Source organism: Lysobacter enzymogenes (assembly GCF_023617245.1).
In the GTDB taxonomy this organism is placed as follows: domain Bacteria; phylum Pseudomonadota; class Gammaproteobacteria; order Xanthomonadales; family Xanthomonadaceae; genus Lysobacter; species Lysobacter yananisis.
Genome location: NZ_CP067396.1, coordinates 5,543,029 through 5,566,836, shown reverse-complemented (window position 1 = coordinate 5,566,836; position 23,808 = coordinate 5,543,029). Strand labels below are relative to the sequence as shown.

The following is a 23,808-nucleotide window of genomic DNA, read 5'->3' as shown; positions in this document are numbered from 1 at the left end:
CCCTGCGGCGGCGCGAACCCCATCTAAAGGAGAACGCGACCACATGGCCGCGCAAGACCTGTTTTCGTTCCAGGGCAAGGTTTACCTCGCCACCCGCCAGGCCTCGGGCAAGTCCGGACCGCTACGCTGGGTCGGCAACGCCCCTCAGCTTCAGCTGGCCTTGGAAGTCCAGAACTCTGACAAGACCGAGTCGTTCAGCGGCAATCGCCTGCTGTACGGCCGCCTGGTGCAGTCGAAGACCGCCAATGTGAACCTGACGCTGGACGAGGCGACGCCGGAGAACCTGGCGGAGGGCATGTACTCGGTGCCGGCTACGCTGCCCGCCGGCACGGTTAGCAGCGAACTGCTCCCGACCGGCCTCAAGGCGAACGACTTGGTCGCCCTGGATCGCGGCTGGGTCAGTGATGTGGCCCTGACTGACAGCGCCAACCCGCCGGTGACCGTCCCGGCCGCCAATTGGTGGACCGAGTCCGCGTCGTCGGGACTGATCGGCCTGCGCAAGGTCGACGGCTTCACCCAGCCGTTCAAGGCCGCCTATAAGCACGGCGAGACCGTCAACATCGCCCTCTTCACCACGCCGCCGCCGGAACGGATGCTGTTCCTGGACGGCATCAACACCGTCAACGGTCGCCGCGCCAGGGTCACGCTGTATCGGGTGACCTTCAACCCCATCGAGCAACTCGACCTGATCTCGGAGGAGTGGGGCAGCTTGCAACTGTCCGGCGCCGCCCTGTTCGACGAATCGCGCGCGCTGGACCCGGATCTGGGCGGCTTCGGCCGGATCGAACTGGTGAGGGGCTGATGGCGCGTAAGGTCAAGCCCCGTGCTCCCGCGGAGGCGCTGGATGATCTCGTCGTCTTGCAGCCGAACCGAACGCTGCCCATCGGCGGACGAACGGTGACGGTGCGCGAGATCGGGTTCTTCGAGAGCCTGAGCCTGCACGACCCCATCGCGGCATTGGTCGCCGACCTGGTCGAGCAGACCGAGGACGGCAGCATCGATCTCGCGCGCCTGCACCTCGTGTGTGCGAAGCAGCCTGCGGCGACCGTGGCGCTGTTAGCTCAAGCCTGCGATCAGCCGGCCGCATGGGTCCAAGCATTGCCCGGCGCCCACGGCGATCTGTTGCTGCTGACCTTCTGGGCGGTCAATGCCGATTTTTTTTTGCAGCGCGTGCTGGCGGCGCTGGAGCTGAGGCGCGTGGCACCGGCAGCGACTGGCCCAGCGTCCTCGCCACGCTGATCGATCACGGCCACGACTGGCCGTGGATCGAGCGCGCAACTGCGCGGCAATTGGCCCTTTTCTATCGCGTCGCGCTTTACCGCGAGCGGGTGCTGCGCGCCGATCGAATCGAAGACGTCAACGCCGGCTTTGCCGGCGGCCGCGACGTCAACGCCTTCGTCCAATCCCTTCGGAAAACTCCATGAAGCTCATCGATAACTGGCGCCAAGCATGGCGCTTCGTCAGCGTGCAGGCCATGAGCCTTGCGCTGGCCGTGCAGGGTGCCTGGCTGAACATCCCGGACGATCTGCGCGCCCACGTGCCCGACCGCGCGGCAACCTATGTCACCGCAGGCGTGCTGTTTCTCGGATTGATCGGTCGCGTATTCCAGCAGCGAGGCGGCGATGGCACGATTGACCGCTGATCAGGCCGGTGGCCAAAACGTTGTCGCATTTCTGGACATGATCGCCCACGCCGAAGGCGTTGAGCGATTCAGCAAGCAGCACGGGTACGACGTGCTGGTCGGAGGCGACTGCTTCACCGACTATGCCAAGCACCCGCGGCTGCTGGTTTGGTTACCCAAGTACCGCATTCACTCGACGGCTGCGGGACGCTACCAGTTCCTTTGGCGAACCTGGAACAGCTTGCAGACGCGGCTCGATCTGCCTGACTTTGGTCCGTCTTCGCAGGACCGCGCGGCGATCGAGTTGCTCCGCGAGAACGGCTCGCTGGCGGATATCCAGAGGGGGTGGGTCGCCTCCGCAATCCGGAAGTCCCGCAAGACCTGGGCATCGCTACCCAATGCGGGCTACGGGCAGCGCGAGCTGCCCCTGGAAACGCTACTGGCCGTCTACCAGAAAGCCGGTGGCCAGGTCGCATGATCGCGCGCCTGCAAGCCTGGGCGGTCGCAGCGGCGTCTGCGGTCGTCGCCGTCTTGGCGGCCTTCGGGATCGGACGCGTGTTGGGTGGCCGACGCGCAAAACAAGAAGCGGCGGAACGCATCGAACAGGAGCAGCGAAGGGTTGCCGCAGCTGAGCGCGATGTGGCGGATAACCGTATCCGAACCGAGATAGAGAATGATGTGTTGCGACTTCCGAGTGGCACCGGCAGTGCCTTAGCTGATGCTGCTCCTGGCACCGCTGCTGAGCAACTGCGCGACGACTGGTCGCGCGATTGAAGGCGGCGGCTGTGCCTGAGCGCGGCCCATCCTGGTGTCGCGGCAGGACGTGCTAACGGACTCCACGGCGAGCCAGATACTGGTTCACAATAGGGCTGGCGAGAGGCTGTGTGGCTGGTCGGCCGAACAGCGAGGGCTACCATAGCGCCTTAACACTTTCTTGGAAATTTCCAAGAACTGCGCGCTACTGGTTTGATTATTGGTGTCCTGGCGTGCTGGCGGGCCGGGAACCGTGACTAGGTGCCGACTAGACCCCGGGGTGTCTGGCTATGCTCGCGGCCTATGAGACGGGACATGGAGCGACCCCGCAGTTTTTACCGGGCCCTTTTGGGGCTCGTCCTGCTGTGCTGGTTTGCATCGGCGAGCGGGCAAGAGGTGCTCCTAGCGACCATTGCGGAAAAGCACGGCCCGTCTCCTGAGCGCGTGGTCGATGGCGCATCCGATGCGCTGTTCCGCCAAGTCATAGGGAACGAACTAACGGCACACGGTCGTGGACCCTATTGGTGGCGCGTAACGTTCAATCGGGCCCTCTCGGAGAAGGACGATCCGCAGTTGGTGCTGGAGTGGCCTCAGCGCCGGACCGTAGAGCTTTGGGCCTCGGGCTCGAAGAACCCCATTCGGCGATCTGTTTACGGCCCAGATGCGGACCTCACCCACACACCGCGCGTTCTTTCGTTCCCGCTAGGCAAGAGCGTCAAGCCAGGCGACGTCGTGTACTTGCGCGTCAGTTCGGTGAATCTGACCGGCTCGGTCGTTGTTCTCCAGTCTCAAGAGGAGTTGCTGAAGGAAGAGATTCACTACGCTCAAGTTCGTAGCGTGCAGATGACCATCCTCGGATTCATCGCGTTCGTGGCGTTCTGTCTGTTCGTGAGCCTCCGCGAACGTGGCTACGCCTATTTGTCCGTCACTTTGCTACTCCAGATGATTGGTCTGATGGCGGAAGGTGGCGAATTGCGCGGTTGGTCGCTGCTGTCCGAGCTGGCGATGGATTCGCGCACCAATATCGTGCTGAACACCGCAGCGGTGCTGGCGAGCATTCGATTTCTGATCTTCTTTTTGGGGTTGAGGCAGCGGCAGCGTCGGTTGACACGGGTGCTGGACATTTGCAGTGCGTTGCTCGGCGGCCTGCTGGTGGTCTCGTTGTTTGCGGTGTGGCGATCCAGCGCGATGTTCGGAAACATGGTGCTGCTCGTCGTGGTCGGGTCGGTCGCCGCAGCGATCTTGATTGCGCTTCTGAAGAAGCAGCGCGAGGCAATCTTCTTGCTGCTCGCTTGGACGCCCATGCTGGTGGTGATCACCTCGCGCATCGGCGCATTGCATCAGTGGTGGCCAACCGCCGACTGGATGGAGTACGGGTACTCCAATGCAATGACCGTCGGCGGCATCGGACTGCTGGTCGGACTTGCCGACAAGCTTCATCAGTTGCGACGGGACCGGGATTCCGCTCGGTATCGTGCGACGTTTGATCCGTTGACGCGGCTGATGACGCGCGCGGCCATGATCGAAGCGCTGGAGGCGGCGGTGGTCTCAGCGCACGCGCGGCAGGCGCCGCTATCGATCGTGTTCTTCGATGTGGATCATTTCAAGCACATCAACGATCAGCACGGACATATGGCGGGAGACGATGTCTTGCGCGTCATCGGCGACGAGACGCGGAAACGCAGTCGGGCGTCTGACCTGCTCGGACGATTCGGCGGCGATGAAATCGTTGTCGCGCTTCTCGGCACCCATGCGGCTGGTGCGGTTCGATTTGCCGAAAGCCTGCGGGAAACTCTCGAGGCCGTCGAAATGCCTAACGATAGAAGGCAAATCAAGATTGGCATCAGTGTGGGCGTGGCCGAGCTACGGCCCGCGGAAACCTTGGCCGAGTTGCTGGAACGAGCGGACTCGGCTTTGTACGCGAGCAAGCACGCGGGACGCGGGCGTGTGACGGACGTCGCCATGATGACTGAGGGTGGGGCGGCTTAGAATGTGAGCGCTTCCGCGTTTAGGCGGCGCGGGCGATTTGGCCTGGAAGGCATGATTTGGGTTTTGGCCTACATTGAAGCGGCCGGCCGGCGCACGGGGACGGTCGCTGTGCGCTTTCGGGCCGGTCTACTCAACGAACCCGAGGACACCACAATGAACCGTTCCCGCTGCGTCGCCCTTGCGCTGCTGTCCATCCTTGTTCTGGCCGGCTGCGACTATCTGCCCAACGGCGTTCCGCCCCACGAAGCGCAATCTTCGGCGAACATCGATCTGAGCGTGCCCGACGACACGCCGCGCAGCTGATAGAAGACGTGACTAGAAGAGGCGCGGCCGGCATTGCCGGCCGCAGCCGTTCGGACGCGTTGAAACACTACCCACTCCGAGAATGAACTAGCTTTGCCGCGCGCAGAGCGTTGTGCTTGCTGAATCCAATGGCGAATCGTGACACCACAATTACATTGTTGGTGCGCGCGAACGCGGCCCAGCTTAACCAAGCGTTGCAGCAATCCGGGACGTGGGTTCGTAGTTTCGCATCGGATGCCGAGCGAGCGGGTGCCCGGAGCAAGAAGCAGTTCGACCAAGTCCGCGGTAGCGTTGCCGCGATCAGCTCACAGCTGTCGCAGACGAAGCACCAACTGGTCGTCTTCCTCGGGCTACAAGGGCTGGGCGATGTTGTCGGGCGACTGGTCAAGGCCGCCGACAGCTACGCGAACCTGTCGGCCAAGATCAAGCTGGCCACGACGTCGCAGGCTAGCTTTAATCAGGCCGAGGCGACGGTTTTCGCAGTCGCGCAGCGCACCTCCACCTCGCTCGATGCGACCGCGACCCTGTTCGGGCGACTGAGCAGTGCGCTGCGCGAGCAGGGCACCTCCCAGCGCGACGTGCTGGGACTGACTGAGACCATCAACAAGGCGCTGGCGGTCTCCGGCGCCACGGGGGCCGAGGCCGCCTCGACCATCTTGCAGCTGAGCCAGGCGTTCGCTTCCGGCACACTGCGCGGCGACGAGTTCAACTCCGTCAACGACGCAGCGCCGCGCCTCATGCGGGCCCTGGCCGACAGCATGGGCGTCACGGTCGGTCAGCTGCGCAAGCTGGCGGAGGAGGGCAAGCTCACCAGCGAGCAGTTGCGCAAGGCGTTCTCGGGAGAGCAGGCCAGAAAGATCGCGGCCGAGTTCGGCCAACTGCCGCTCACGATCGAACGCAGCTTGACGCAACTCGACAACGCATTCACCCGCTTCATCGGTCAGCAGGATCGAGCCAGCGGCGTGTCCTCCACGGTAGCTCAAGCGATCCAGGGGGTGTCGCAAAACTTCGACGGTTTGGCCAGTGCGGTGGGCGTGGTTGCTGTCGCTGCATTGGGCCGGCTTGTTTCGACGCTGACTTTGGCCGGCGCGGCCAAGGTCCAGAGCATGCGCGAAACCCGCCGGCTGGCGCAGGAGGAACTGGCGCAAGCCAGAGCGGTTGAGACTGCCGCCCAGGCAGAGCTCAGTCGTGCCCGCGCGCTGGCGCTGGGCGGGGCCGGCAGTGCGCGAGCGGCGGCGGCCGAGGCCGCTTTGGCAGCCGCGCAAGCGCGGACTGCGGCGGCAACCCGGGCCGCGACGGTAGCGGTCGGAGCAAAAGCGGTCGCCGTGCGCGCACTGTCCTCCGTCCTGACGTTGATGGGCGGCCCGCTGGGTTTGGCCATTACAGGCGTGACGCTGTTGGCGACCGCGTTCGCTAATGCCAGCGCCAACGCGAGGGCCGCGAAACTTGAGTTCGAAGGGACTATCAAAGCCGCTCAGCAGTTCCGTGAGCAGCAGGACATCGACGCGGGCGTCGACGTAGGCAAGAGGTTAATCGCCCAGCGCGAGCAGCTGCAGAAGGAACTGGAAAGCCTGCAGATCCTGAGGCAAGGCGCCGGCTCGGTCTACGGTGGTATCCATGAGAATCCGGGGCAGAGCAGCATGCGCTGGCTCTGGGGCGAGGACGTCGATGCAGAGATTTCTCGTGTCCAGGCGCAGCTGAAGCGTACCAACACCGAGTTCGATACCGTTCGTAAGTCGCTTGTTGAATTGCGCTCAGCTCAGGCGAGCGGGGGACGTACCACGCAGCAGGCCAGCAAGGACGCTGCTGGCTTTGCTAAGTCTCTGACGGATCAGAACGAGAAGCTCAAGGTTGAGCGGATCGAGCGGGAGAAGGGCCTCCGTGCCGCGTTGGAGTATCAGGCCGCCAAGGCTGCGGGCGTCAAGGATGCCACGCGGCTCACCGAGGCGACTCGGAAGCTGATCGATGAACAGGTCCGAGAGCGAGAGGCCGCGAAGACGGCGACCGCGGAGGATCGCGCTCAAGCCGAGGCCAGGCGCGAAGCCGATCGCGCGCAGAAAGCGGCCGAACGGCTCGCCAAGCAAGGAGAGAAGGCTTCCGAGCGCGATGAAAAGAAGGAGCGCAAGACCGACGACGAGCTCAACCGGACCGTAGCTGAGGCCGACGCCAACCTGCTGCGTAATCGGGGCGACACGGCCGCGGCCCGGCAGCGCGAGCTGCTGCTGGAGCATCGCGACTCGCTGGCCGAACTACTGCAGCGTGGGCGGACCAGTGACTGGCTGAAGCTGAACCTCAGTATCGATACCGAGGTGGCCCGCGCTCAGCTGGACGATCTCCAGGCGCAAGTCGATCGCGTGTTCGGCGATCAATCGCGCCAAGAGCAGTCGATCCAGACCCGTCAACAGGCGGGCCTGCTGACCGAGATCGGGGCGCGCCGCGAGCTGCTGGATCTGCATGGCCGCACCGCCGCCGAGGTCGACCAACTGCTCCCCAAGGTGGATGCCCTGGCCGCCAAGACCGGCTCGCCCGAAGTGATCGAGCGAGTCAAGGATCTTGCAGCACAGATCGCTGCGCTGAAGACGCAGTCGAACGAGCTGGTGGTGACGCTCACCAATGGCTTTGAGACGGGCTTGGGCAATGCGCTGGAAGGACTGGCCACCGGCACGTTGACGCTGCGGCAGGCGCTGACAGGATTGGTGCAGGACATGGCCCGGTCCTTGGCGCAACTGGCGTCGCAGCAATTGGCGGGGCTGGCGATCGCCAAGCTGACGTCGGTCGTTGGGAAAATTGTGGGCGGGGGTAAGACGCCCGACATCGCCCAGCCCGACCCGGTCCAAGCGGCGGCCGCAGGCGCCGCCTACGCCACCCCGATCGCGGGCGCGTCGGCCGCACTGGGCGTGGCCGGCGGTGTGGTGCTCAAGGCTGCCACCGCCATGCAAGCCGCGGCGGCGACGTTGGCGGCCGCCAATGCGACCAAGGGCGCGAGCGGATTCTTCGCGGCGGGTGGTTTTACCGGGATCGGCCCGAAGTACGCACCGGCCGGCATCGTCCACCGCGGCGAATTCGTCAATCGCCGGGAAGTTGTGCGCCAACCAGGTGCGCGGTCCTTCTTGGAACGTTTCAACCGCGTAGGCATGGCGGCGTTGAACGGGCTGCGTGGGTTCGCGAGTGGTGGCTTTGTATCGCCTGCTCCGACCGCGCGTGCGCCTGTGCGCCGACCGGTCTCGGAGCGATCGGAGGCCAGTGCGCCCGAGCCGCGGTCCTCGCAAATCACCAATGTGCTGTATCTGGACCCACGCGAGATCGTAAACGTCATGGGCACGCAGGCCGGCCGACAGGTGATTCTGTCCACAATCCGAGCCAATGCTCCAACAGTTCGTCAAGATCTGGGCTAAAGACTGGACGGTGGCGGGCCCACGAACGAATGGATCAACTGTTACCTGGCGTCTCAGCCAGTGAGATGATGGGATGATATTGACGTTCGCTCAGCGAGGATCTAACCATGGAATTCTGGAAGAACGTTGTTATCCCCATTCTTTCTGTCGTGATTCCTATTGTCGGCGTCTGGCTGGCTGGTCGGCCATCATTTAGGCAAAGCAGACAGAAGAAATGGCTGGAGCTTTTGGAAAGTGGGGCTTGGAAAACCGTCCACCCTATGGTTCTGAGCCATGCAGCACGCGACTATTATGGAAAACAGTCCATTCCCTCTCCCGATACGATCAAATTTGCGCTGCTGCGCAGCCAGGATGGTGATCGGGTGATGCGGCTTGCAATGAATGCTGGGGCACTCGTTCGACGCGAAGGGGGGATTTTTTTGGACAACAGAAGAGGGCCGAAGAATCGCTCTAGCTTTTTAGTTTGGTCCGTGTTGAATTTGATAGTCGGAGTGTCCGGCTATGCCTGTGCCATCGCGTGCGCCGTCTGGGCTCCGACTGCTATCGATACGATTCTCTCATTCCTGGTCGGAGTAGTGGTCCTGATCGCTACACTCGCCGCAACATTCTCAATGCTGTCTGCCCACCATCTGGTCAATTTGGAAAATGAAGCAGCGCCCTATTCCGAAGAAGTGGCCAGGGTGGAGTACGCATCTGCTAATGATGAGGAAGTCGCAGGTGCTCCAGTTGTTTCAATAGCATTACGCGACTGATCGAGCGAACGAACTTAGTCTCCCAACGCCTGGCCCATGGCCGGGCGTTTTTTTGCGCCTATGACCCTACTTTCGGCCGTCGCCACCGACTACTACGATTTCCTCAATCGCCTGGAATCCGCGCTCTGTGCCGAAGGCCACGCCTGGGGTCAGCTTTATGCCGGCGCCGGCAACGGCACGCTGACCGGGCCGGACGGCGCCACCGGCAGTTATCGCGGTGGCAGCGCCAGTGTCGCCGAGGGCTTCACCCTCACCGCGCTCGACGCCGGTCGATTCCAGGTGATCGGCGCGGTCGCGGGCGATCTGGGCATCGCCCAGGTCGGCCAGCCCTTCGATTCCGAGCGGCTGCGGTTCCGCATCAACGCAGGCTCGGTTCCATTTGCGACGGGCGATCGCTTCACCCTGAACACGTCGCCAGCCTGGACACTGGTGCGCCGCACCGGCTGTCGCAACGCCAGCGTCCGCACTACCAGCCTGAATAATTCAGCCTCAGTGTTCGACAGCCGCACGGATACTTGGGGCAGCCGGCACGTCGCCGACCTGCCGGCGCACACCAGTATCGAGATGATCGGTCCGGCGGCAATCAGGGCGATCACGCTCGGCATCGGCGACAACGGCGCGCGCGGCCCAGCGGCCTTCGAACTGCAGCGCTCCGACGACGGCGCGGCCTGGTCGCGGGTGCAAGCCTGGACCGGCCAGGTCTGGCCCACCGCGCGCATGCGCCGGACGTATCCGATCACCGGCGCGCCCGCAGCGGCGCGGTTCTGGCGCGTCCTGATCACCGCCACGGCCGGCGCCGACCCGCTTGAGGTCAACGATGTCAGTTTCCACACGGACCTCAACGCCGACTTCGACCTTGAAGACCGGGCGCAATGGATCGTGCAGGCACCGGGACTGGATGGGCAGAAGGCGATCTTCATCGGCGCTGAGCTGTACGAGGACGCCGCGCGCGCCGCCTACAACCTCAACTGGTATGGGTTCCGCTCGCACAACCCGCTGCGCGGCGTGCGGACGCAGACCAACGTCAGCGGCGTGCGTGGATTGCCGCTGCGCAACGGCCCCTTCGCGTACTGGTTGGCGATCAATGGCCAGCGCGTGGTGATCGTGGCGCGCGTCGGCACGGTCTACCTGAGCGCGTACCTGGGCTTCATCAACGCCTACGAGCCGCCCTCGATCCACGAGTACCCGCTCGCCATCGGCGCTTGCGGCTCTGTCGAGACGCTGACCCCGGATGCGACCGATGCCAGCTTCCGCTGCTTCTTCGATCCGGGGCGCTATGGCTTGGCGGTGAACTACCCTGATAACGTCTGGCGTCTGCACGCCAACCGTTATGCATCCGGGGCAACCGATATCGGCGATACCGAAACGTCCGGTAAGGTCTATCCCAGCGCGATGTCGACTTGGGGCGATCGTGCGAGCTTGCGCGAGAACCTCGACGGTACGTCGCCGGTGCTGCCGCTCATTCTGGGAAATTCGTCTCCGCGGCATACGCTCGGCGAGTTCGATGGCTGCGGCTGGACCACCGGCTTCAACACCGCCTCCGAGTCGCGGATCGACCACGACGGCGCGGCCTGGATGGCGTTCCAGAACGCCTTTCGCATTTCCCCCGACAACTACTTCGCCTTGAAGCTGGACTGACAAGCGGGCGTAACCACAACGCTATGCGTCGTGGTGCTTCCCGCTGCTTTGGTCGGAGCGGGACAGGCGCTCTTTGATGACGTCCAGGTCGCGCTGAATGTTCCGAAGACGATGGATTATGCTCCCCATGACGACCGCCAGTGCAATCAAGACCAAAAGCACAATCCACTGCTCCATGGATCTGTCTCCGAGGCCGAGTCGACTTAGTCTGCCTGCGCATGGGGGGTATCTCAAGCGAACCGGCTTTTACATAGAGTCTGCGCCGACGGGTTCTGGTGCCACGTCGGCGCCACGTGGGTCAGGCTGACGGGTATGTCTTACGCCACTTCTGCCGCGAATGATCCCAATGACCTGCTCGACAAGCTGCGGGTGTTTGCCCAGAGCAACGGCTGGGCGGTGGATGGCTGGCGCGATCGCACCGTCCGCGTCGGCAAGGCACTGAGCGTGCATGCGGGCTCGCTGTACGCCACGTTCTTGACGGAGCTGAGCGGCGGCGATTCCGTTCGGCCGCCGCCCTTTGTCGGTACGTTCGGCCACACCGGCTTCGCGGCGAACGCCAACGCTGATCTTCAGGCCGACGCCAGCGCGCAGGTCTGGGCGAACTACGTCCAAGGTCCGTACAGCGCGGTCCACTTCTTCAGCTCAACGGCGCCACAGCCGTACTTGCACATTGTGTTGGAAACCCAGGCCGGCACGTTCAAGCACTTCGGCACGGGACGGCTGGTAACCGCAGGCGTGGTCAGTACCGGCCAGTACGTCTACGGCAGCCAGTGGTACTACGATCCCAGTTACATCAACAACCCCGACGATGTTCGTCACGCGCTGGCGTTCGATGACTACTGGACCAACTACATGTCGGCGACCACGCGCGTGCGCGCAGATTTCGATGGCGTTACGCCGCGCTGGCATGGCGTCTCTGACAGCGCAGGCGATACGCGCGCGCTGTACTGCGGCTGGCGTCGGCGCGGCGCGCCGACCAATTTGCTGAAGGACATCGGGCACAGCACGCTGACCGGCCGCGCGCCCGGCCAGCCGCTGTGGTGCGCCGTGCCGCGTGGCGGCGACCTGATCACCGACATCGGCCACCCGCCGGACCTACGCTTCATTCGCCTGGACAGTTATGCCCCCGGCGAGGATCTGGTGCTGGGCAGCGACCGCTGGAAGGTCTTCCCGGTCCACCGTAAGAACGGCCCGGCCGGCACCCCGAACAGCGGGGTCTACGGGTATGCCTATCGCATCACCGAGTAAGTAGCGGACATCGCATGTGGCATGGCCTGTGGCCGCTGACCTTCAGCGGTCAGGGCGATTACTTCCGATTTCCCCCGTTCTGGGATGGCCGCGCGTCCGGGGTACTCGGATCGGAGCCAACCTATGGGCGATGCACCGTAGAGGTGCCCCAGCACATCGGCGACCAACGCCGCGGCGCGATGCAGCCGTTGTTCGGCGACGATTTCTTCGACCGCATCCACGTCGAGCCGCGGGTACTGAACCTTGGCAGTATCAGCAGCGTGCAGCGCCGGGCGGTGCGGGTCTGGAATGCGTTCCGTAGCCGGGCGCTGACGCTGACCGAGGCGGCTCTGTCGGGGGGCGAGGGCATCGTCCTGACTGCGCCCGGCATGCCGCCGCTGCCGTTCGCGCCGCTGTCGGAGCGAACGTGGCAGGTCGCGGTCGGAACCGATGGGCCGCCGGTGATCGGCGCCACCCTGGGGTTCCGTTTCGATGGTTTCCCTGTGCTGCCGGTCGTCATCACCGGCCAACGCATCGTTGCCTTCGCCTTCGTGCCGGATTGGTCGCGCGGCGTGCTGGAGCGCTTGACCTGGCGCACCGACATTCTGACCAGCCCACTGCAGGTTGAGCAGCGGCGCGGACTGCGCTCGACGCCGCGGCGGTCGTTCGAAGCGACGCTGATCGTGGACGGCCGCGAGCGGGTGCTGTTGGATCTGGCCGTGTTCGGCTGGGGCGGGCGGACCTGGGCGCTGCCGGTCTGGCCGGACGGGCAATGGCTGGGCGCCGAGCATGCGCTCGGGGTCCGCGTCCTGGCCTGCGATCCGACCCATCGCGACTTTCGACCCGGTGGCCTGCTGCTGCTGCGCGGCGCGACCGCATTCGACACCGAGGTCGCCGAGATCGAGTCCATCGGCGCCGACCGCGTCGTCCTGCGGCATCCGACGACGCGGGCCTGGCCGCGCGGCACCCGGTTGTATCCGGTCCGGACCGCCCGGCTTGCCGAAGCGCCCAAGGTGACCCGCCTGACCGATCGGGCGGCGTCGCTCGCGGTGCGTTTCGATGTGGTCGAGCCCTGCGACTGGCCGGTGCTGATCGATGCGCCGGTCTACCGCGGGCATCCCGTCCTGGCCGATCGCCCCTACGAGTCCGAATCGCTGTCGGCCGGATGGCAGCGCGCGCTGTTGTTTTTGGACAACGAGTTCGGCGCCCCGTTCGTGCTCGACCCGGCGGACTGGGCGGCCGTGACCCAATCGCACCGCTGGCGCACGCACGGACGGGCCGAGCGCGCGCGGGTCCGGTCCTGGCTCTACGCCCTGCGCGGCCGCCAACGCGCCGTGTGGCGGCCGACCCACGCCGACGACCTGGCCTTGCTGGCTACCGTCGCCGGCACCGCGACGGCGGCGGACGTGGCCAACGTCGGGCTTGCCCGGTTCGGCGGTCTGCGGCCGGGGCGCCGTGATCTGCGCATTGAGCTGCGCGACGGCCGCGCCTTCCATCGCCGCATCACCGCCGCGGTCAGCTTGGACGAGGCCGTGGACCGGATCACGTTCAACGCCGCGCTGGGCGCGGAAGTCCGGCCGCGCGACGTGCAGCGGATCAGCTTCATGGCGCTGTCGCGCGCCGACAGCGACGAAACCGAAATCGAGCACCACACCGATAGCGACGGCGCCGCCGACGCGGCCGTCGTGCTGCGCGCGGTGCGCGATCCCGACCAAGACGATGGACCCGCCCCGGCATGAGCTTCGACCAATTCGAGCGCTCGACTGCCGCGGGCAATCCCCGGCGGTTGTACGAGTTCGTCCGCGGTGGTCAACGCTGGCGATACACCGGCGGTGATCGCGACTTCCAGCTCGACACCCAGACGTTCCGCGCCATCGCGATCAGCGATGACGGCATCCGCCAGTCCGGCCACGTCGCCAGCGATGTGCTGACGATCACCGCGCCGGGCGACTTCGACGTGGCGCGGCTCTATCGCGGCTTGCCGCCGTCGACTGAGGTTGCTGTGTTCGTCCGCGACATCCACGAAGGCGATGCCGAGGCCCGCGTGTCCTGGGTGGGCCGCATCGCGGGGGTCAATCGACCCAAGCTGGAAACCAGCGAGGTGCGTTGCCAGTCGCTGGACGCCGCGCTCGGCCAGCCGGGCTTACGGCTGACTTGGACGCGCCCGTGTCCCTACACGCTGTACGACCGCAACTGCCGCGTGAACCCGGAGGCGCATCGGGTGCCGGCGACGCTGGCGACGGTCGCCGGCAACGTCGTGACGGCCGGCGCCTTCGGCCTGCTCCCCGATGGCTGGTTGGCCGGCGGGTTCCTGGCCTGGGATCTGGGCGAGGCCGGCATCGAGCGGCGCGGCATCCGATTCCACGAGGGCGAGCGGCTGATCCTGCTCGGCGCCGGCGACGGGCTGCGCGTCGGTCAAGCCCTCGTCGCCTATCCGGGCTGCGCCCGAACCATCGCCGTCTGCCACAGCAAGTTCGCCAATGCCCCGAACTACGGCGGCGTGCCGGGACTGCCAGGTAAATCCCCCTTCGACGGCACCCCCGTCTTCTAACTTTCGGATCACCCCATGAACGTCTGGGTCCAGCTCGCGATCTGGCTGGTCAGCTATTTCGTCTCGGCGGCCGCACGGCCGAAACCGCCGCAGCCTAAGCCGGCGGCCTTCGGCGACTTCCAGTTCCCGCAGGCCACCGAGGGCACGCCGCAGGCGGTGATCTTCGGCGACGTCTGGATCTCCGACTGGATGGTCCTCGGCGTCGGTCAGTACCGCACGCAGGCGATCAAGCAAAAGGGCGGCAAGAAGTGATCGTGACCCTGGATCACCTACGTCGCACGCCGGGATTCGGTGCGCGGCCGGGGTTTTGCGCGCAAGGCGGTCGCGAATGGTTCGCCTACTACGGTCTGGACTGGAGCGCATTCGTGCGCGACGGCATCGACGCCGAGGCTATCGAAGCGACCGGCGACGCGCTGGGCCTGCACCTGGTCGCGTTCGCTCGCGCGGAGGCCGTGCGTGGGTAGTCGCAAGAAGCAGACGGTCGGGTACCGCTACCTGTTCGGATTGCACATGGGCCTCGCACGAGGACCGCTGGACGAGATTGTCGAGATCCGGGTCGGGGACCGCGAAGCCTGGAAAGGCTCGATCACCAAGAGCGGCCGCATTCTGATCAACAAGCCCGACCTGTTCGGCGGCGACAAGGGCGAGGGTGGCATCAAGGGCACGCTCGACGTGTTGATGGGCGACGCCGACCAAGCGGTGCTGCCGGCCCTGGCCGCGCTGCACGGCACGCCCACCCCGGCATTCCGCGGCAGCGCCACTCAGTATTTCGACGGCCAGATCGCGGCGAACAACCCGTACCCCAAGCCCTGGAAGGAACGCGCGCGCCGCGCGCTGGCCGGGTGGGACGGCGCGCCTTGGTATCCTGAGAAGGCGGTGATCTGGCTCGCCAATGGCGCCATCCGCGCGATGAACCCGGCGCACATCCTGGTCGAGTGCCTGACGAACCGGGATTGGGGCCGTGGCCTGGACCGCGGCCTGCTGGACGAGGCCAGCTACCGGCGCGCCGCCGACACACTGCACGCTGAAGGCTTTGGCCTGTGCCTGCGCTGGGCGCGGCAGACCTCGATCAGCGATTTCATGCAGGTCGTGATCGACCACATCGGCGCCGCGCAGTATACGGATCGCAGCACCGGCCGCTCGACGCTGCGTTTGCTACGCGACGACTACCGGATCGAGGACCTGCCGGTGTTCGACTACGAGTCCGGCCTGCTTGCAATCGAGGAGGACGAGGGCGGCGCGCAGGACGGCGCGGTCAATCAGGTCATCGTGACTTGGTACGACCCGATCAAGGACGAAGAACGGCAGATCCGGGTGCAGGATTTGGCCGGCATCCAAGCGACCGGCGGCGTCGCCTCGACCACCACCGAGTACCGCGGCCTGCCGACCGCCGAGCTCGCGGCGCGGGTCGGCACGCGCGACCTGTCGATTGCCTGTTCGGCCTTGAAGCGGTTCAAGGTCCGGGTCGATCGCCGCGGTGGCGTCCTCGCGCCCGGCAGCGTGTTCTGCATCCGCGACCCGTTCCGCGAGATCGGCACCCTCGTGCTGCGCGCGGGCACGTTCGATGACGGTAAGCTGGCCGAGGGCTCCGTCCTGGTCGCGGCGGTGCAGGACGTTTTTGGTCTGCCGGCGACGAGCTATTTGCAACCGCAGCCGCCGGTGTGGACGCCGCCGGACCGAAACCCGCAGCCGGCGCCGACGCGACGACTCTTCGAGGCCGGTTACCGGGATCTGGCCACCACGCTCGATTCCGCCGCGCTGGCGGCGTTGCCGGCGGACGCGGGGCTGGTCCTGGCGGTGGGCGAACAGCCCGGCGGCCTGGCGCTGAACTACATCCTGAGCACGCGGGTCGGAGGTGGCGCCTACAGCGAGGCCGGCACCGGCGATTGGTGCCCGACCGCGGTCCTGGCCGGCGCGTTGTCGGCGACGACGACGGCCGCCCAGCTGGCGGCCGGGCGCGCGCTGGACCAAGTGGCGGTCGGCACCGCGGCCTGGATCGAGGACGAGCTGACCCGCGTGGTGGCGATCGACCCGCAGGCCCAGACCGCGGCACTGGCGCGCGGGTGCGCGGACACCGTGCCGGTGCCCCACGGCGAAGGCGCCCGGATCTGGTTCTACGACGACTTCGCTGCGGCCGACCCAACGGACTACAGCGCCGGGGAGACCGTCGAGGCCAAGCTGCTGACGCGCACGTCGAGCGCGCAGTTGGACCCGGCGTTGGCGCCGGTGGACAGCGTTAAACTGGCGCAGCGCCAAGCGCGGCCGTACCCGCCTGGCGATCTGAAGCTGGCCGGCGCCCGCTATCCGGCCGCCGTCAACGGCGACCTGGTGGTGGGCTGGGCGCATCGCGACCGGCGCCTGCAGAGCGACCAGTTGGTCGATCACGGCCAAGGCTCGATCGGACCGGAGGCCGGCACCTCCTATATGCTGCGCTTGCTAGACGCCATTGCCGGCACGGCCCTCGACAGCCCGGCGCCGATCACCGGCACCAGCTACACCGCTGCGCTCAAGGGTGTGTACCGGCTGCGAGCCGAGGTTGGCTCGACACGCGATGGTCTGGTGAGCTGGCAGAAGGCCACGCATACCTTCGACTTCAAAAACGGCCTGCTGCGGTCGGAGACCAGCGACGAGCTGGTGACCGAAGCCGGCGATTACCTGCTGATGGAATGACATGGCAAATCTGAAACTGTCCCAGCTGCCGGCGGCGAGCGCGCTGGCCGGCGATGAAATCGTGCCGGTGGTGCAAGGCGGGCAGACCCGACGAAGCACCGTCGCGGCGCTGGCCGATGCGCGTAAGGGCGCGTGGGTAGCGCCGACGCTCAATGCGCCGTGGACGAACTTCGGAGACGTGTTCGCTGCGGCCGGCTATCGAAAGGACGGCAACCGCGTTCAGCTGCGCGGCGTGGTCAAGGGCGGGGCAGGCGGAACGGTGGTATTCGTGCTGCCCGCGGCGTGTCGTCCGTCCGCGCAGTTGATCATGACGACGTTAAGCGACGCAGGTACGCCGACGCGGATTGACGTTCGGACGAATGGAGAAGTGTTCGTTGGCCTGCCGCCGAGTACACAAGTTGCATGGCTGACACTGGACAACATTACATACTGCTCGGACGCATAAACAAAAAAGGGAGGAGCGGATGCTCCTCCCCATGACCTACAGGCTGGTGTGACGACAGCGGACGAGCAAGATTTCAGAAGGCGATGCCCCGACTGGCCCCCTCTCATGGTGAAGCATCCGCTGTGACCGGGCTCCAAGGGCTAGGAGAAAACCAAATCATGTGGGGCTGACCGCTGCTGAGACTTACATGACGCTGTTCGAGTCAGAATCCCATAGGCGCCTGCGTGGCGTTGGATAGGTAGTAAGACCTAACTTTCCCGTAGGCGTCGTACTTGAACTCGAGACGCCAGCCGCTGATAGCAGTGGCGGATGGCGGGTTCTCTTCTGTCGGAAGCGGGGACGGAGTCTTGCTATCGGCTCGGTCCCATTTGACGGTAGTTGAGGGTCTGAGCGGCACGACCGCATTGAACAACTTGTCGTCGCCCTGGATGGCGTGATCATCCGTTGAAAAGTGGGCGTTGAATAACTGGTTGATCGTCTCAAGATCGCAGCCTTTGCAGATCAGACGCCTATTAATGGCCTCAATGCACGTCAGTAGTCGCTTAGCCTCGGTCGGAGCTTTGGCGTACTGAGATTTCAACTCGGCTATGTCCGCCTTGTTTGTGGAGGGTTGTGCGGAAGCGTCGTAGCCAATCGCGCACATGATCAGGCAGGAGAGAGCTAGGTTCTTCATTATGCGCCTCTAGCGACAGAGTGAATGGACAGGCTACTTGTTGTTCACTGAGCAAACTGTACAGAAAATCTGGTTGGGGTATGTGCTGTTAGGCGTGATCTGAGAATTATGTGAGGATCGAACTTCGATTAGCTGCGGACCATTGGCTGGTACATCCTCGATTCTGTAGTTCATGATGACGTACAATTCTTCGTCGGGCAGCCAAGTAATGTAGTTGAAAGCCTCGGATGGGTTGTTAGGGTCATTTCCCTTCTTTCCCATGATTGAGTGAGGGGTGATAGTGCTTTCATTCTTGTTGCGCCAAATGCCTTGCTTCACCCACACCATATCGCTTTTGCATTCCTTCGCCTTGCGATCAGCTTCATCTTGCGTCTTGAAGCACTGTGCTCCCGGCGCATTCTCCGGCATGTTGAACCCCATATTCTGATAGATCGAGGCCACGCCGACGCACCCGCGATCTAACTGACGCTCCACTTCACCAGTAAATGGGCCGAAACGCTCTGTAAATTCCTTTCGCGTGTAGATACGGCTAGCGCCAGGCGCCATTCGATCGAGAACCGGCGGTCTCGGGCGAGTCGGTGTGGCGGTGCGACCCGGCGGAGCTAGGCCGTAGGGATCGTACTCGGTAGCAGGTGCATTGAAGGCATAGGCGTAGGTGCTGATGCCGCCTTGAAGCCCGATCGGATCGCTCTGCAGGTAGCGGCCGACGCTCGGATCGTAATCGCGGAAGTAGTTGTAGATCAGACCGCTCGTCGCGTCATACCGCTGACCGGGGAAGCGCATATTGAACTCGAACGCGGTGCCATCCAGATCCGGGTCCTGATTCGGCGGGCTATTGCCGAACGCCTCGCTCTTGGCGTCCCAGGTCCAGATCGCGACGTTGCGGTTCGGGTCGATGACCGCTCGCGGCGTGCCCAAGTGGTCTGGCTGCACATATTGCAGCGTTTGCGTACTACCGCTGCCGACGACCAAACCGACCGGCGCGCTTCCGAACCACACGGCTTGTTGCTTGGCCGCGCCGGCGCTGTCGTAATCGCCGATCCAGTTGCCGCTCTCGTCGTACAGCGTGTAAGTGTCGATGGCGGTCGTCGTGGCGCCCGTCGTCGCCACCCGCTCGCTGATCGCGTTGTAACGGTAGCTGGCCCTGATGGCGCCAGCCTGCTTGAACTGGCTCAATCGGTCGTTGGCGTTGTAGACGTACTGCTTCGCCGTTCCCCCGACGCTCGTGGTGTTGCCGACCGCGTTGTAAGCACGCGCCACGCCGGCCACGCTGCTCAGCCGATGGTTGGTGGCCGGGTAGACGTAAGCATCGGTGATGCCGCCGTGCAGCAGGCTCTTGCGATTGCCGGTTTTGTCGTAGCTGTACGTCTCCATCGGATTCACCCCGTCGAGGGTCTTCGTCAGGCGGCCTAGCGTGTCGTACTCGTAGCCGGCGAGGCTGGCGCTTTGCAGGCCGTCCTTGAGCTCGATCAGCTCACCGATCGTGTTGTAGCCATAGCCCAGGGACAACCCGCCGCTGGCGGCGTCGAAGATGGTCTTCGGCCGATAGTCCAGGTCGTAGGTGCGGCTGAGGGTGCGGCCGTTGCCATACGTCCAGCCGGCGACCGGACCGAACGGTTCATAGGCCGCGTTGTTGAGCAGCACCGTGCGGGTCCCGCCGTACGGCCGGACACCGATCTCCTTGATGCGCGCCTGCGTATCGCGGGCGTAATCCACCGTGGTGCCGTCGGGGTAGGTGACGGTGTAGAGGTGGCCGCCGATGGTGTAGGCGTACTTCAGGGTGAAGCTCTTGCCGGAGACGATCTGCACCTTGCGCACGACCTGGCCGAAGCGGTCGTAGCAGTACTTCAGCTCGTTGCCTTCGGTCCGGCTCGCGGTCAGGCGCCCCAGGGCGAACGTCTGCCCCGCGGTGCATTCGGCATTGACCGTGTCGTAGTCGTACTCGACATCGGCCGGGCCGGCCGCGGTGTAGAAGATCGCTTTCGGGCGACCCAGCGCGTCGTAGGTGTAGCGGTTGGCCGCCGCGTCGTTGGCGTCCTTCTTGGTCGCCAGCAGGCCGGCTTCGTTGTAGGTGTAGTTGGTGATGCCGGTGTCCGGGCTGGTCAGCTTGGTCCGGTCGCCGAAACCGTTGTACACGTAAGCCGTGCTCAGGCCGTTCGGGTCGGTGACCTTGGCGATCTGATCGAGCGCGGTGTACTGCAGCTTGGTTTCCGCCGCCAGGCCGCCGGCGTCCTGCAGCGTCGTGCCGAGGCGGTCGAGCGGGTCGTAGGTCTGGGTCGTGACGCGCCCCAGCGCGTCAGTGGCCTCGCGGGGATTGCCGTTGTTGTCGTAGGCGAACCCGGTGGCGTTCTGGGCGGAATCCTTGAGCGTTTGCAGCTGTCCCAGCGTGTTGAACACCCGCGACAACGTGTGCTTAAGCGCACCGCTGGCGGTCTTGGTGTCCTGCTGCTTGATGTTGCCGGCCAGATCCAGGGTGTAGTGGATCGTGTTGCCGGCGTTGTCGATCACATCGGTGAGCTGACGCGCGGCGTTGTACGTATAGCGGGTGTACACGCCGCCGGGCAGCGTCACCTTCTTCACCAAGCCGTCGGGCTCGTGCTCGATGCGGGTGATGCGGTCGTCGGTCTCGACGGCATTGTCGGCACCACGCACCTTCGTGGCGGTCAGCCAGCCGCGCGCGGTGTACTCGTAGTCCGTTACCACGCCATTGGCATCCAGCACCGACAGCGGGCGGCCTTGCGGGTCGTACCCCAGCACTTCCGTCGCCCGGCCGAGCGCGTCGATGGTCTTGCGCAGGTCGCCCTTGCGGTAGGTGCACAGCGCCGGCGTGGTCGCGCAGGTGCTGTCGTCGCTGCCGTAGTACTCGAACGTCGTGACGTCGCTGACATCGGTGCGCGGTCCGTCCACGGATTTCAGCAGGCCCAAGATCGGGCAGGCGCTGTTGGCGGCGGAAACATCGGCCGATTCGCAGTACGCGTACGTGGTGGTGCGCGCCGCGTTGGTGGCGGTATCGCGCACGGTCACGGTGTCCGGCTGCATCCGGCTGTTGCGGTTGATCCGGGTCAGCCGGTTGCCGATCGTGGTCTGGCTGAGCCGGTTCGACTTGGTGTCGGTGACCACGGTGCGGACGCGCTGCTCGGGCTTGCCGTACGCCTCGGTGATGGTTTCGATCCGGTTGGGATCGTAGGTGTCCGGATCCAGGCCCTCGGCATAGGCGTAACGGGTTTCGGTCCCTTTGCGGTCGGTGATGCTCGCCACGCGCCGGCGGAAGTCCGTGGCCTCATCGTTATAGGTGGTGGCCGCGGTTCCGCTCGTGTTGTTGATGCCATTGATCTTGGGCGGTGCGGTGGTGTCGCCGGTCAGCCCGAAGGTCGTCACTTCGCCGAGGGCATCGGTGACGACGGTGCCACCTGTAGCGGGATAGCTCAGGGCGACGCCGTCGGCGCCGCCGGCATGCTGGCTGGAAATCACCCGGCCCTTGGCGTCGTAGGCGAAGGTGCTGTAACGCTGTTCGTCCTCGCCGGTGACGCCGGTCAGGTAACGCGGGAAGCGGGTGTCTTCGTAGTGGTAACGGCGGGTCTTGGCGTCGGCGTAGGTGACGGTCTCGACCTGGCCGGCCGTGGTGTAGGTGTAGGTCGCCAGGGCGGCGCCGGCCGAGCGGATCGCCGAAAGCGGCGCGACGCGATTGTCGCCGGCGTACTCGAACGTCAGGCTGCGGCCGCTGCTGTGGGTGATGGCGCTGAGGCGCGACATGCCGTCATAGGCATACGTCAGCCCGGTGCCATCCTCGAACTGCTGCTCCTTCAGGCGGCCGTCCGCATCGAACAACAGGACGCGATCGCCGCGATACAGGTACCAGAGGCCGCTGTCCTTCACCACGCGGTCGCCGCTGCCGTTATCGGCCTCGTACGCATTGCCGATCTCGGTGAACGACAGCTGCGAGCCGTCGGCTTCGATCAGGCCGACATGGATCGCCCCGCTGGAACTGGTCGGGTCCTCGCCCGCGGTCAGCCGCAGGTTATGCGAGTGGGTCCAGCCGTCGCCGAAGCTGCTCATCGGCGTCGTGGTGAGCGAGTGGAAGTAGCGGGTGAAGCTGATCCAGCCCAGGTCGAAGTCCGGCTCCGGCTGCATCTTGTCGCCGGTCGAGGGGTCACAGGGATTGCCGACGTCGCACTTGCTTGTGGGCAAGATTGGGCCGGAGTAGCGCTTGCGATGATCGAACGCCGTGCTGACGATGCCGACGCAGGCCTGCTGGCTCGCGTTCCAGATTGTGGCCATGGTGTTGGGGCAGGCGATGTCCCGACCCCGCATGATGTAGGTCAGGCTATTGCGCAGGGTGGTGCTCTTGCAGACGGTCCCGAAGTCCTTGACCTGGTACTTGACCGTGTACTTGCGCTCTTCCAGGGTAGTGTCGCCGTTCGGGCCAAAGGCCTGCGGCTGCCAGGTTTCCCAGACGAAGCTGGTGTTGGGTGCGCAACCGGCATCGGTGCTTTGCTTGTCGTACTTGGCCTTCTCGCGCGCTTCGGCTTCCTCGAACGTCGTGCCGCCGCCGATGTAGGTCCACGAGCCGGTGACGATCTTTTCCGGGCTCAGCTCGTACTTGTAGTCGACCCGGTTCTTGAAGACCACCATGCCGGCCACGTGATAGTTCAGCGGTCGGCTCTCGCGAACACCGGGCAGCAGATTGTCCAAGATCGCCTGCTGCGCCGCGGCCTCGCTTTGGTACGGGCCGTCGGGCGCGTCGTTGGTGCTCCAGACCTTGTTTATCTCCGCAGCGGAAGCCGCTAACGGAGCCGTGGCGGCGAGCAGCGCGAGGGCGAAGGGCCAAAGACGGTTTCGCCGGGGTGGACTTTGGCTGGGCGATGGTCTTTGCGCGATAGGGCGCTTCGATCTTGTGGTCACGAGACAACTCCTTTTGGCACGGTGCAGCAGCACAGGCAGGGGCCTGAGCTAGGGAGGAGAAAAAGAGAGGTACGGCGATGCGCCCCATAAAGTGAGGGGTGGTCGTAGATGAGGCCAAGATGGAGCATAGGACCGTTCCATGTCTAAGCTAACCGGCCGCCTGATCCGTGGAGCCATAGAACAATGCCTCGCAGGCACTGTCCCGAATAGGCATCTCGTACCACGAGATAGTGGCGGCCACAAGTCATGCCCGAACCAAAGTGGAGGGCACGCGCTGGGCGGAGCGGCGCAGCCGGGCAACGGCCTTCAGACGGTCGGATTCGGATGCCGCGCTCAAGCGCTCCAGGCTGTGCGCAAGGCGCATGATCTCAGTGCGCCGCAGGAACTCGCGATCCGACCTGGTCCGCTTCGTAAGAAATAGTTCGTTCCGGTAGTGCAGCTCAATGGCGTAGATCGCGGCGTCTGCGACGTCCAGCGCGTCCAGAATGTGAGGGCCGCGCAAGCTCCGCAGCGTATGGGAGATTGCGAAACAGGACTGGATCGCGGCTTGGGCGAACGAGTGCCCTTCGTCATGCCGAGACGGCGGTTGCAGGCGGCTCTGCTTGACCAACTCGTCGGCTTCCCCGTCGACGGTATCGTCGCTGGCGGTCTGCCAAACAAAGTCGAGTCCTCGCCGAAGCAGATCGGGCAAGCCCAACCGCGAGGCTTCGTGGTAAAGACGGAAGTTCAGCAGCATGGGCTCACAGCAGGGCGCCATGAACGCGAGGCGCTTCCATTCGCTCGCCGAGCCCAGGTGTCGGCAGATCAAGGGTTCGATGTTCATGGGACCGTCTGCTGTGGAAGGAATACGCGGAGCGCTGCCCGCCGGCCCCATTGCCGGCGGGCGCTG

The 23,808-nt window shown here is 64.9% G+C and carries 21 protein-coding genes; 18 read left to right on the top strand and 3 right to left on the bottom strand.

The window, feature by feature from the left end; translation table 11 throughout:
• Positions 1-43 precede the first annotated feature (43 nt).
• From JHW41_RS23095 to JHW41_RS23015, 18 genes are all read left to right on the top strand, one after another.
• Entirely contained in the window at positions 44-802 is a 759-nt protein-coding gene (locus tag JHW41_RS23095; RefSeq protein WP_250447769.1) for a hypothetical protein, read from the top strand.
• Complete coding sequence (locus JHW41_RS23090; protein ID WP_250447767.1) at positions 802-1,239, top strand: DUF6631 family protein; 438 nt, start codon at positions 802-804, stop codon at positions 1,237-1,239. The genes JHW41_RS23095 and JHW41_RS23090 overlap by 1 nt, the downstream gene beginning before the upstream one ends.
• Positions 1,240-1,289: 50 nt before the next feature.
• Positions 1,290-1,424: a hypothetical protein gene (locus tag JHW41_RS26035; RefSeq protein WP_284499514.1), complete on the top strand. Its 135-nt coding sequence runs from the start codon at positions 1,290-1,292 to the stop codon at positions 1,422-1,424.
• A complete protein-coding gene (locus JHW41_RS23085) occupies positions 1,421-1,642 on the top strand; it encodes a hypothetical protein (protein ID WP_250447765.1) in 222 nt (73 codons plus the stop codon). The genes JHW41_RS26035 and JHW41_RS23085 overlap by 4 nt, the downstream gene beginning before the upstream one ends.
• Positions 1,623-2,099 (top strand): glycoside hydrolase family 24 protein, encoded by a 477-nt coding sequence (locus tag JHW41_RS23080; RefSeq protein WP_250447763.1) that lies wholly within the window; start codon positions 1,623-1,625, stop codon positions 2,097-2,099. The genes JHW41_RS23085 and JHW41_RS23080 overlap by 20 nt, the downstream gene beginning before the upstream one ends.
• Positions 2,096-2,395, top strand: a complete 300-nt coding sequence (locus JHW41_RS23075; protein WP_250447761.1) for a hypothetical protein — start codon at positions 2,096-2,098, stop codon at positions 2,393-2,395. The genes JHW41_RS23080 and JHW41_RS23075 overlap by 4 nt, the downstream gene beginning before the upstream one ends.
• Positions 2,396-2,689: 294 nt before the next feature.
• A complete protein-coding gene (locus JHW41_RS23070; RefSeq protein WP_250447759.1) occupies positions 2,690-4,363 on the top strand; it encodes a GGDEF domain-containing protein in 1,674 nt (557 codons plus the stop codon).
• A 153-nt stretch (positions 4,364-4,516) separates the two neighbouring features.
• Complete coding sequence (locus tag JHW41_RS23065; RefSeq protein WP_250447757.1) at positions 4,517-4,666, top strand: hypothetical protein; 150 nt, start codon at positions 4,517-4,519, stop codon at positions 4,664-4,666.
• A gap of 116 nt (positions 4,667-4,782) precedes the next feature.
• A complete protein-coding gene (locus JHW41_RS23060) occupies positions 4,783-8,061 on the top strand; it encodes a tape measure protein (protein ID WP_250447755.1) in 3,279 nt (1,092 codons plus the stop codon).
• A gap of 107 nt (positions 8,062-8,168) precedes the next feature.
• Positions 8,169-8,813, top strand: coding sequence for a hypothetical protein (locus tag JHW41_RS23055; protein ID WP_250447753.1), 645 nt, complete (start codon positions 8,169-8,171; stop codon positions 8,811-8,813).
• 60 nt (positions 8,814-8,873) lie between these two features.
• Positions 8,874-10,451: a hypothetical protein gene (locus JHW41_RS23050; RefSeq protein WP_250447751.1), complete on the top strand. Its 1,578-nt coding sequence runs from the start codon at positions 8,874-8,876 to the stop codon at positions 10,449-10,451.
• Between the two features lie 312 nt (positions 10,452-10,763).
• Positions 10,764-11,699: a hypothetical protein gene (locus JHW41_RS23045; RefSeq protein ID WP_250447749.1), complete on the top strand. Its 936-nt coding sequence runs from the start codon at positions 10,764-10,766 to the stop codon at positions 11,697-11,699.
• Positions 11,700-11,713: 14 nt separating this feature from the next.
• Positions 11,714-13,417: a hypothetical protein gene (locus JHW41_RS23040; protein WP_250447748.1), complete on the top strand. Its 1,704-nt coding sequence runs from the start codon at positions 11,714-11,716 to the stop codon at positions 13,415-13,417.
• Complete coding sequence (locus JHW41_RS23035; protein ID WP_250447746.1) at positions 13,414-14,229, top strand: phage BR0599 family protein; 816 nt, start codon at positions 13,414-13,416, stop codon at positions 14,227-14,229. The genes JHW41_RS23040 and JHW41_RS23035 overlap by 4 nt, the downstream gene beginning before the upstream one ends.
• A gap of 15 nt (positions 14,230-14,244) precedes the next feature.
• On the top strand, positions 14,245-14,481 hold the full coding sequence (locus JHW41_RS23030; RefSeq protein WP_057945746.1) for a hypothetical protein: 237 nt from the start codon (positions 14,245-14,247) through the stop codon (positions 14,479-14,481).
• A gap of 2 nt (positions 14,482-14,483) precedes the next feature.
• The gene (locus JHW41_RS23025) at positions 14,484-14,693 is read left to right on the top strand and encodes a hypothetical protein (protein ID WP_343226569.1); all 210 of its coding nucleotides are present in this window, start codon (positions 14,484-14,486) and stop codon (positions 14,691-14,693) included.
• Entirely contained in the window at positions 14,686-16,899 is a 2,214-nt protein-coding gene (locus tag JHW41_RS23020; RefSeq protein WP_250447742.1) for a phage tail protein, read from the top strand. The genes JHW41_RS23025 and JHW41_RS23020 overlap by 8 nt, the downstream gene beginning before the upstream one ends.
• Position 16,900: 1 nt before the next feature.
• Positions 16,901-17,344, top strand: a complete 444-nt coding sequence (locus JHW41_RS23015) for a hypothetical protein (RefSeq protein ID WP_250447741.1) — start codon at positions 16,901-16,903, stop codon at positions 17,342-17,344.
• Positions 17,345-17,546: 202 nt separating this feature from the next.
• Here JHW41_RS23015 and JHW41_RS23010 read toward each other — a convergent pair whose 3' ends face one another.
• The 3 genes from JHW41_RS23010 to JHW41_RS23000 all read right to left on the bottom strand — a co-directional run bounded on the left by JHW41_RS23010 (position 17,547) and on the right by JHW41_RS23000 (position 23,742).
• Positions 17,547-18,017 (bottom strand): hypothetical protein, encoded by a 471-nt coding sequence (locus JHW41_RS23010; RefSeq protein ID WP_250447739.1) that lies wholly within the window; start codon positions 18,015-18,017, stop codon positions 17,547-17,549.
• Positions 18,018-18,050: 33 nt separating this feature from the next.
• A complete protein-coding gene (locus JHW41_RS23005) occupies positions 18,051-22,709 on the bottom strand; it encodes an RHS repeat-associated core domain-containing protein (RefSeq protein ID WP_250447737.1) in 4,659 nt (1,552 codons plus the stop codon).
• Positions 22,710-23,163: 454 nt separating this feature from the next.
• Positions 23,164-23,742 carry a DUF416 family protein gene (locus tag JHW41_RS23000; protein WP_250447735.1) on the bottom strand — a complete coding sequence of 193 codons (579 nt, stop codon included), beginning with the start codon at positions 23,740-23,742 and terminating at the stop codon, positions 23,164-23,166.
• Positions 23,743-23,808 lie beyond the last annotated feature (66 nt).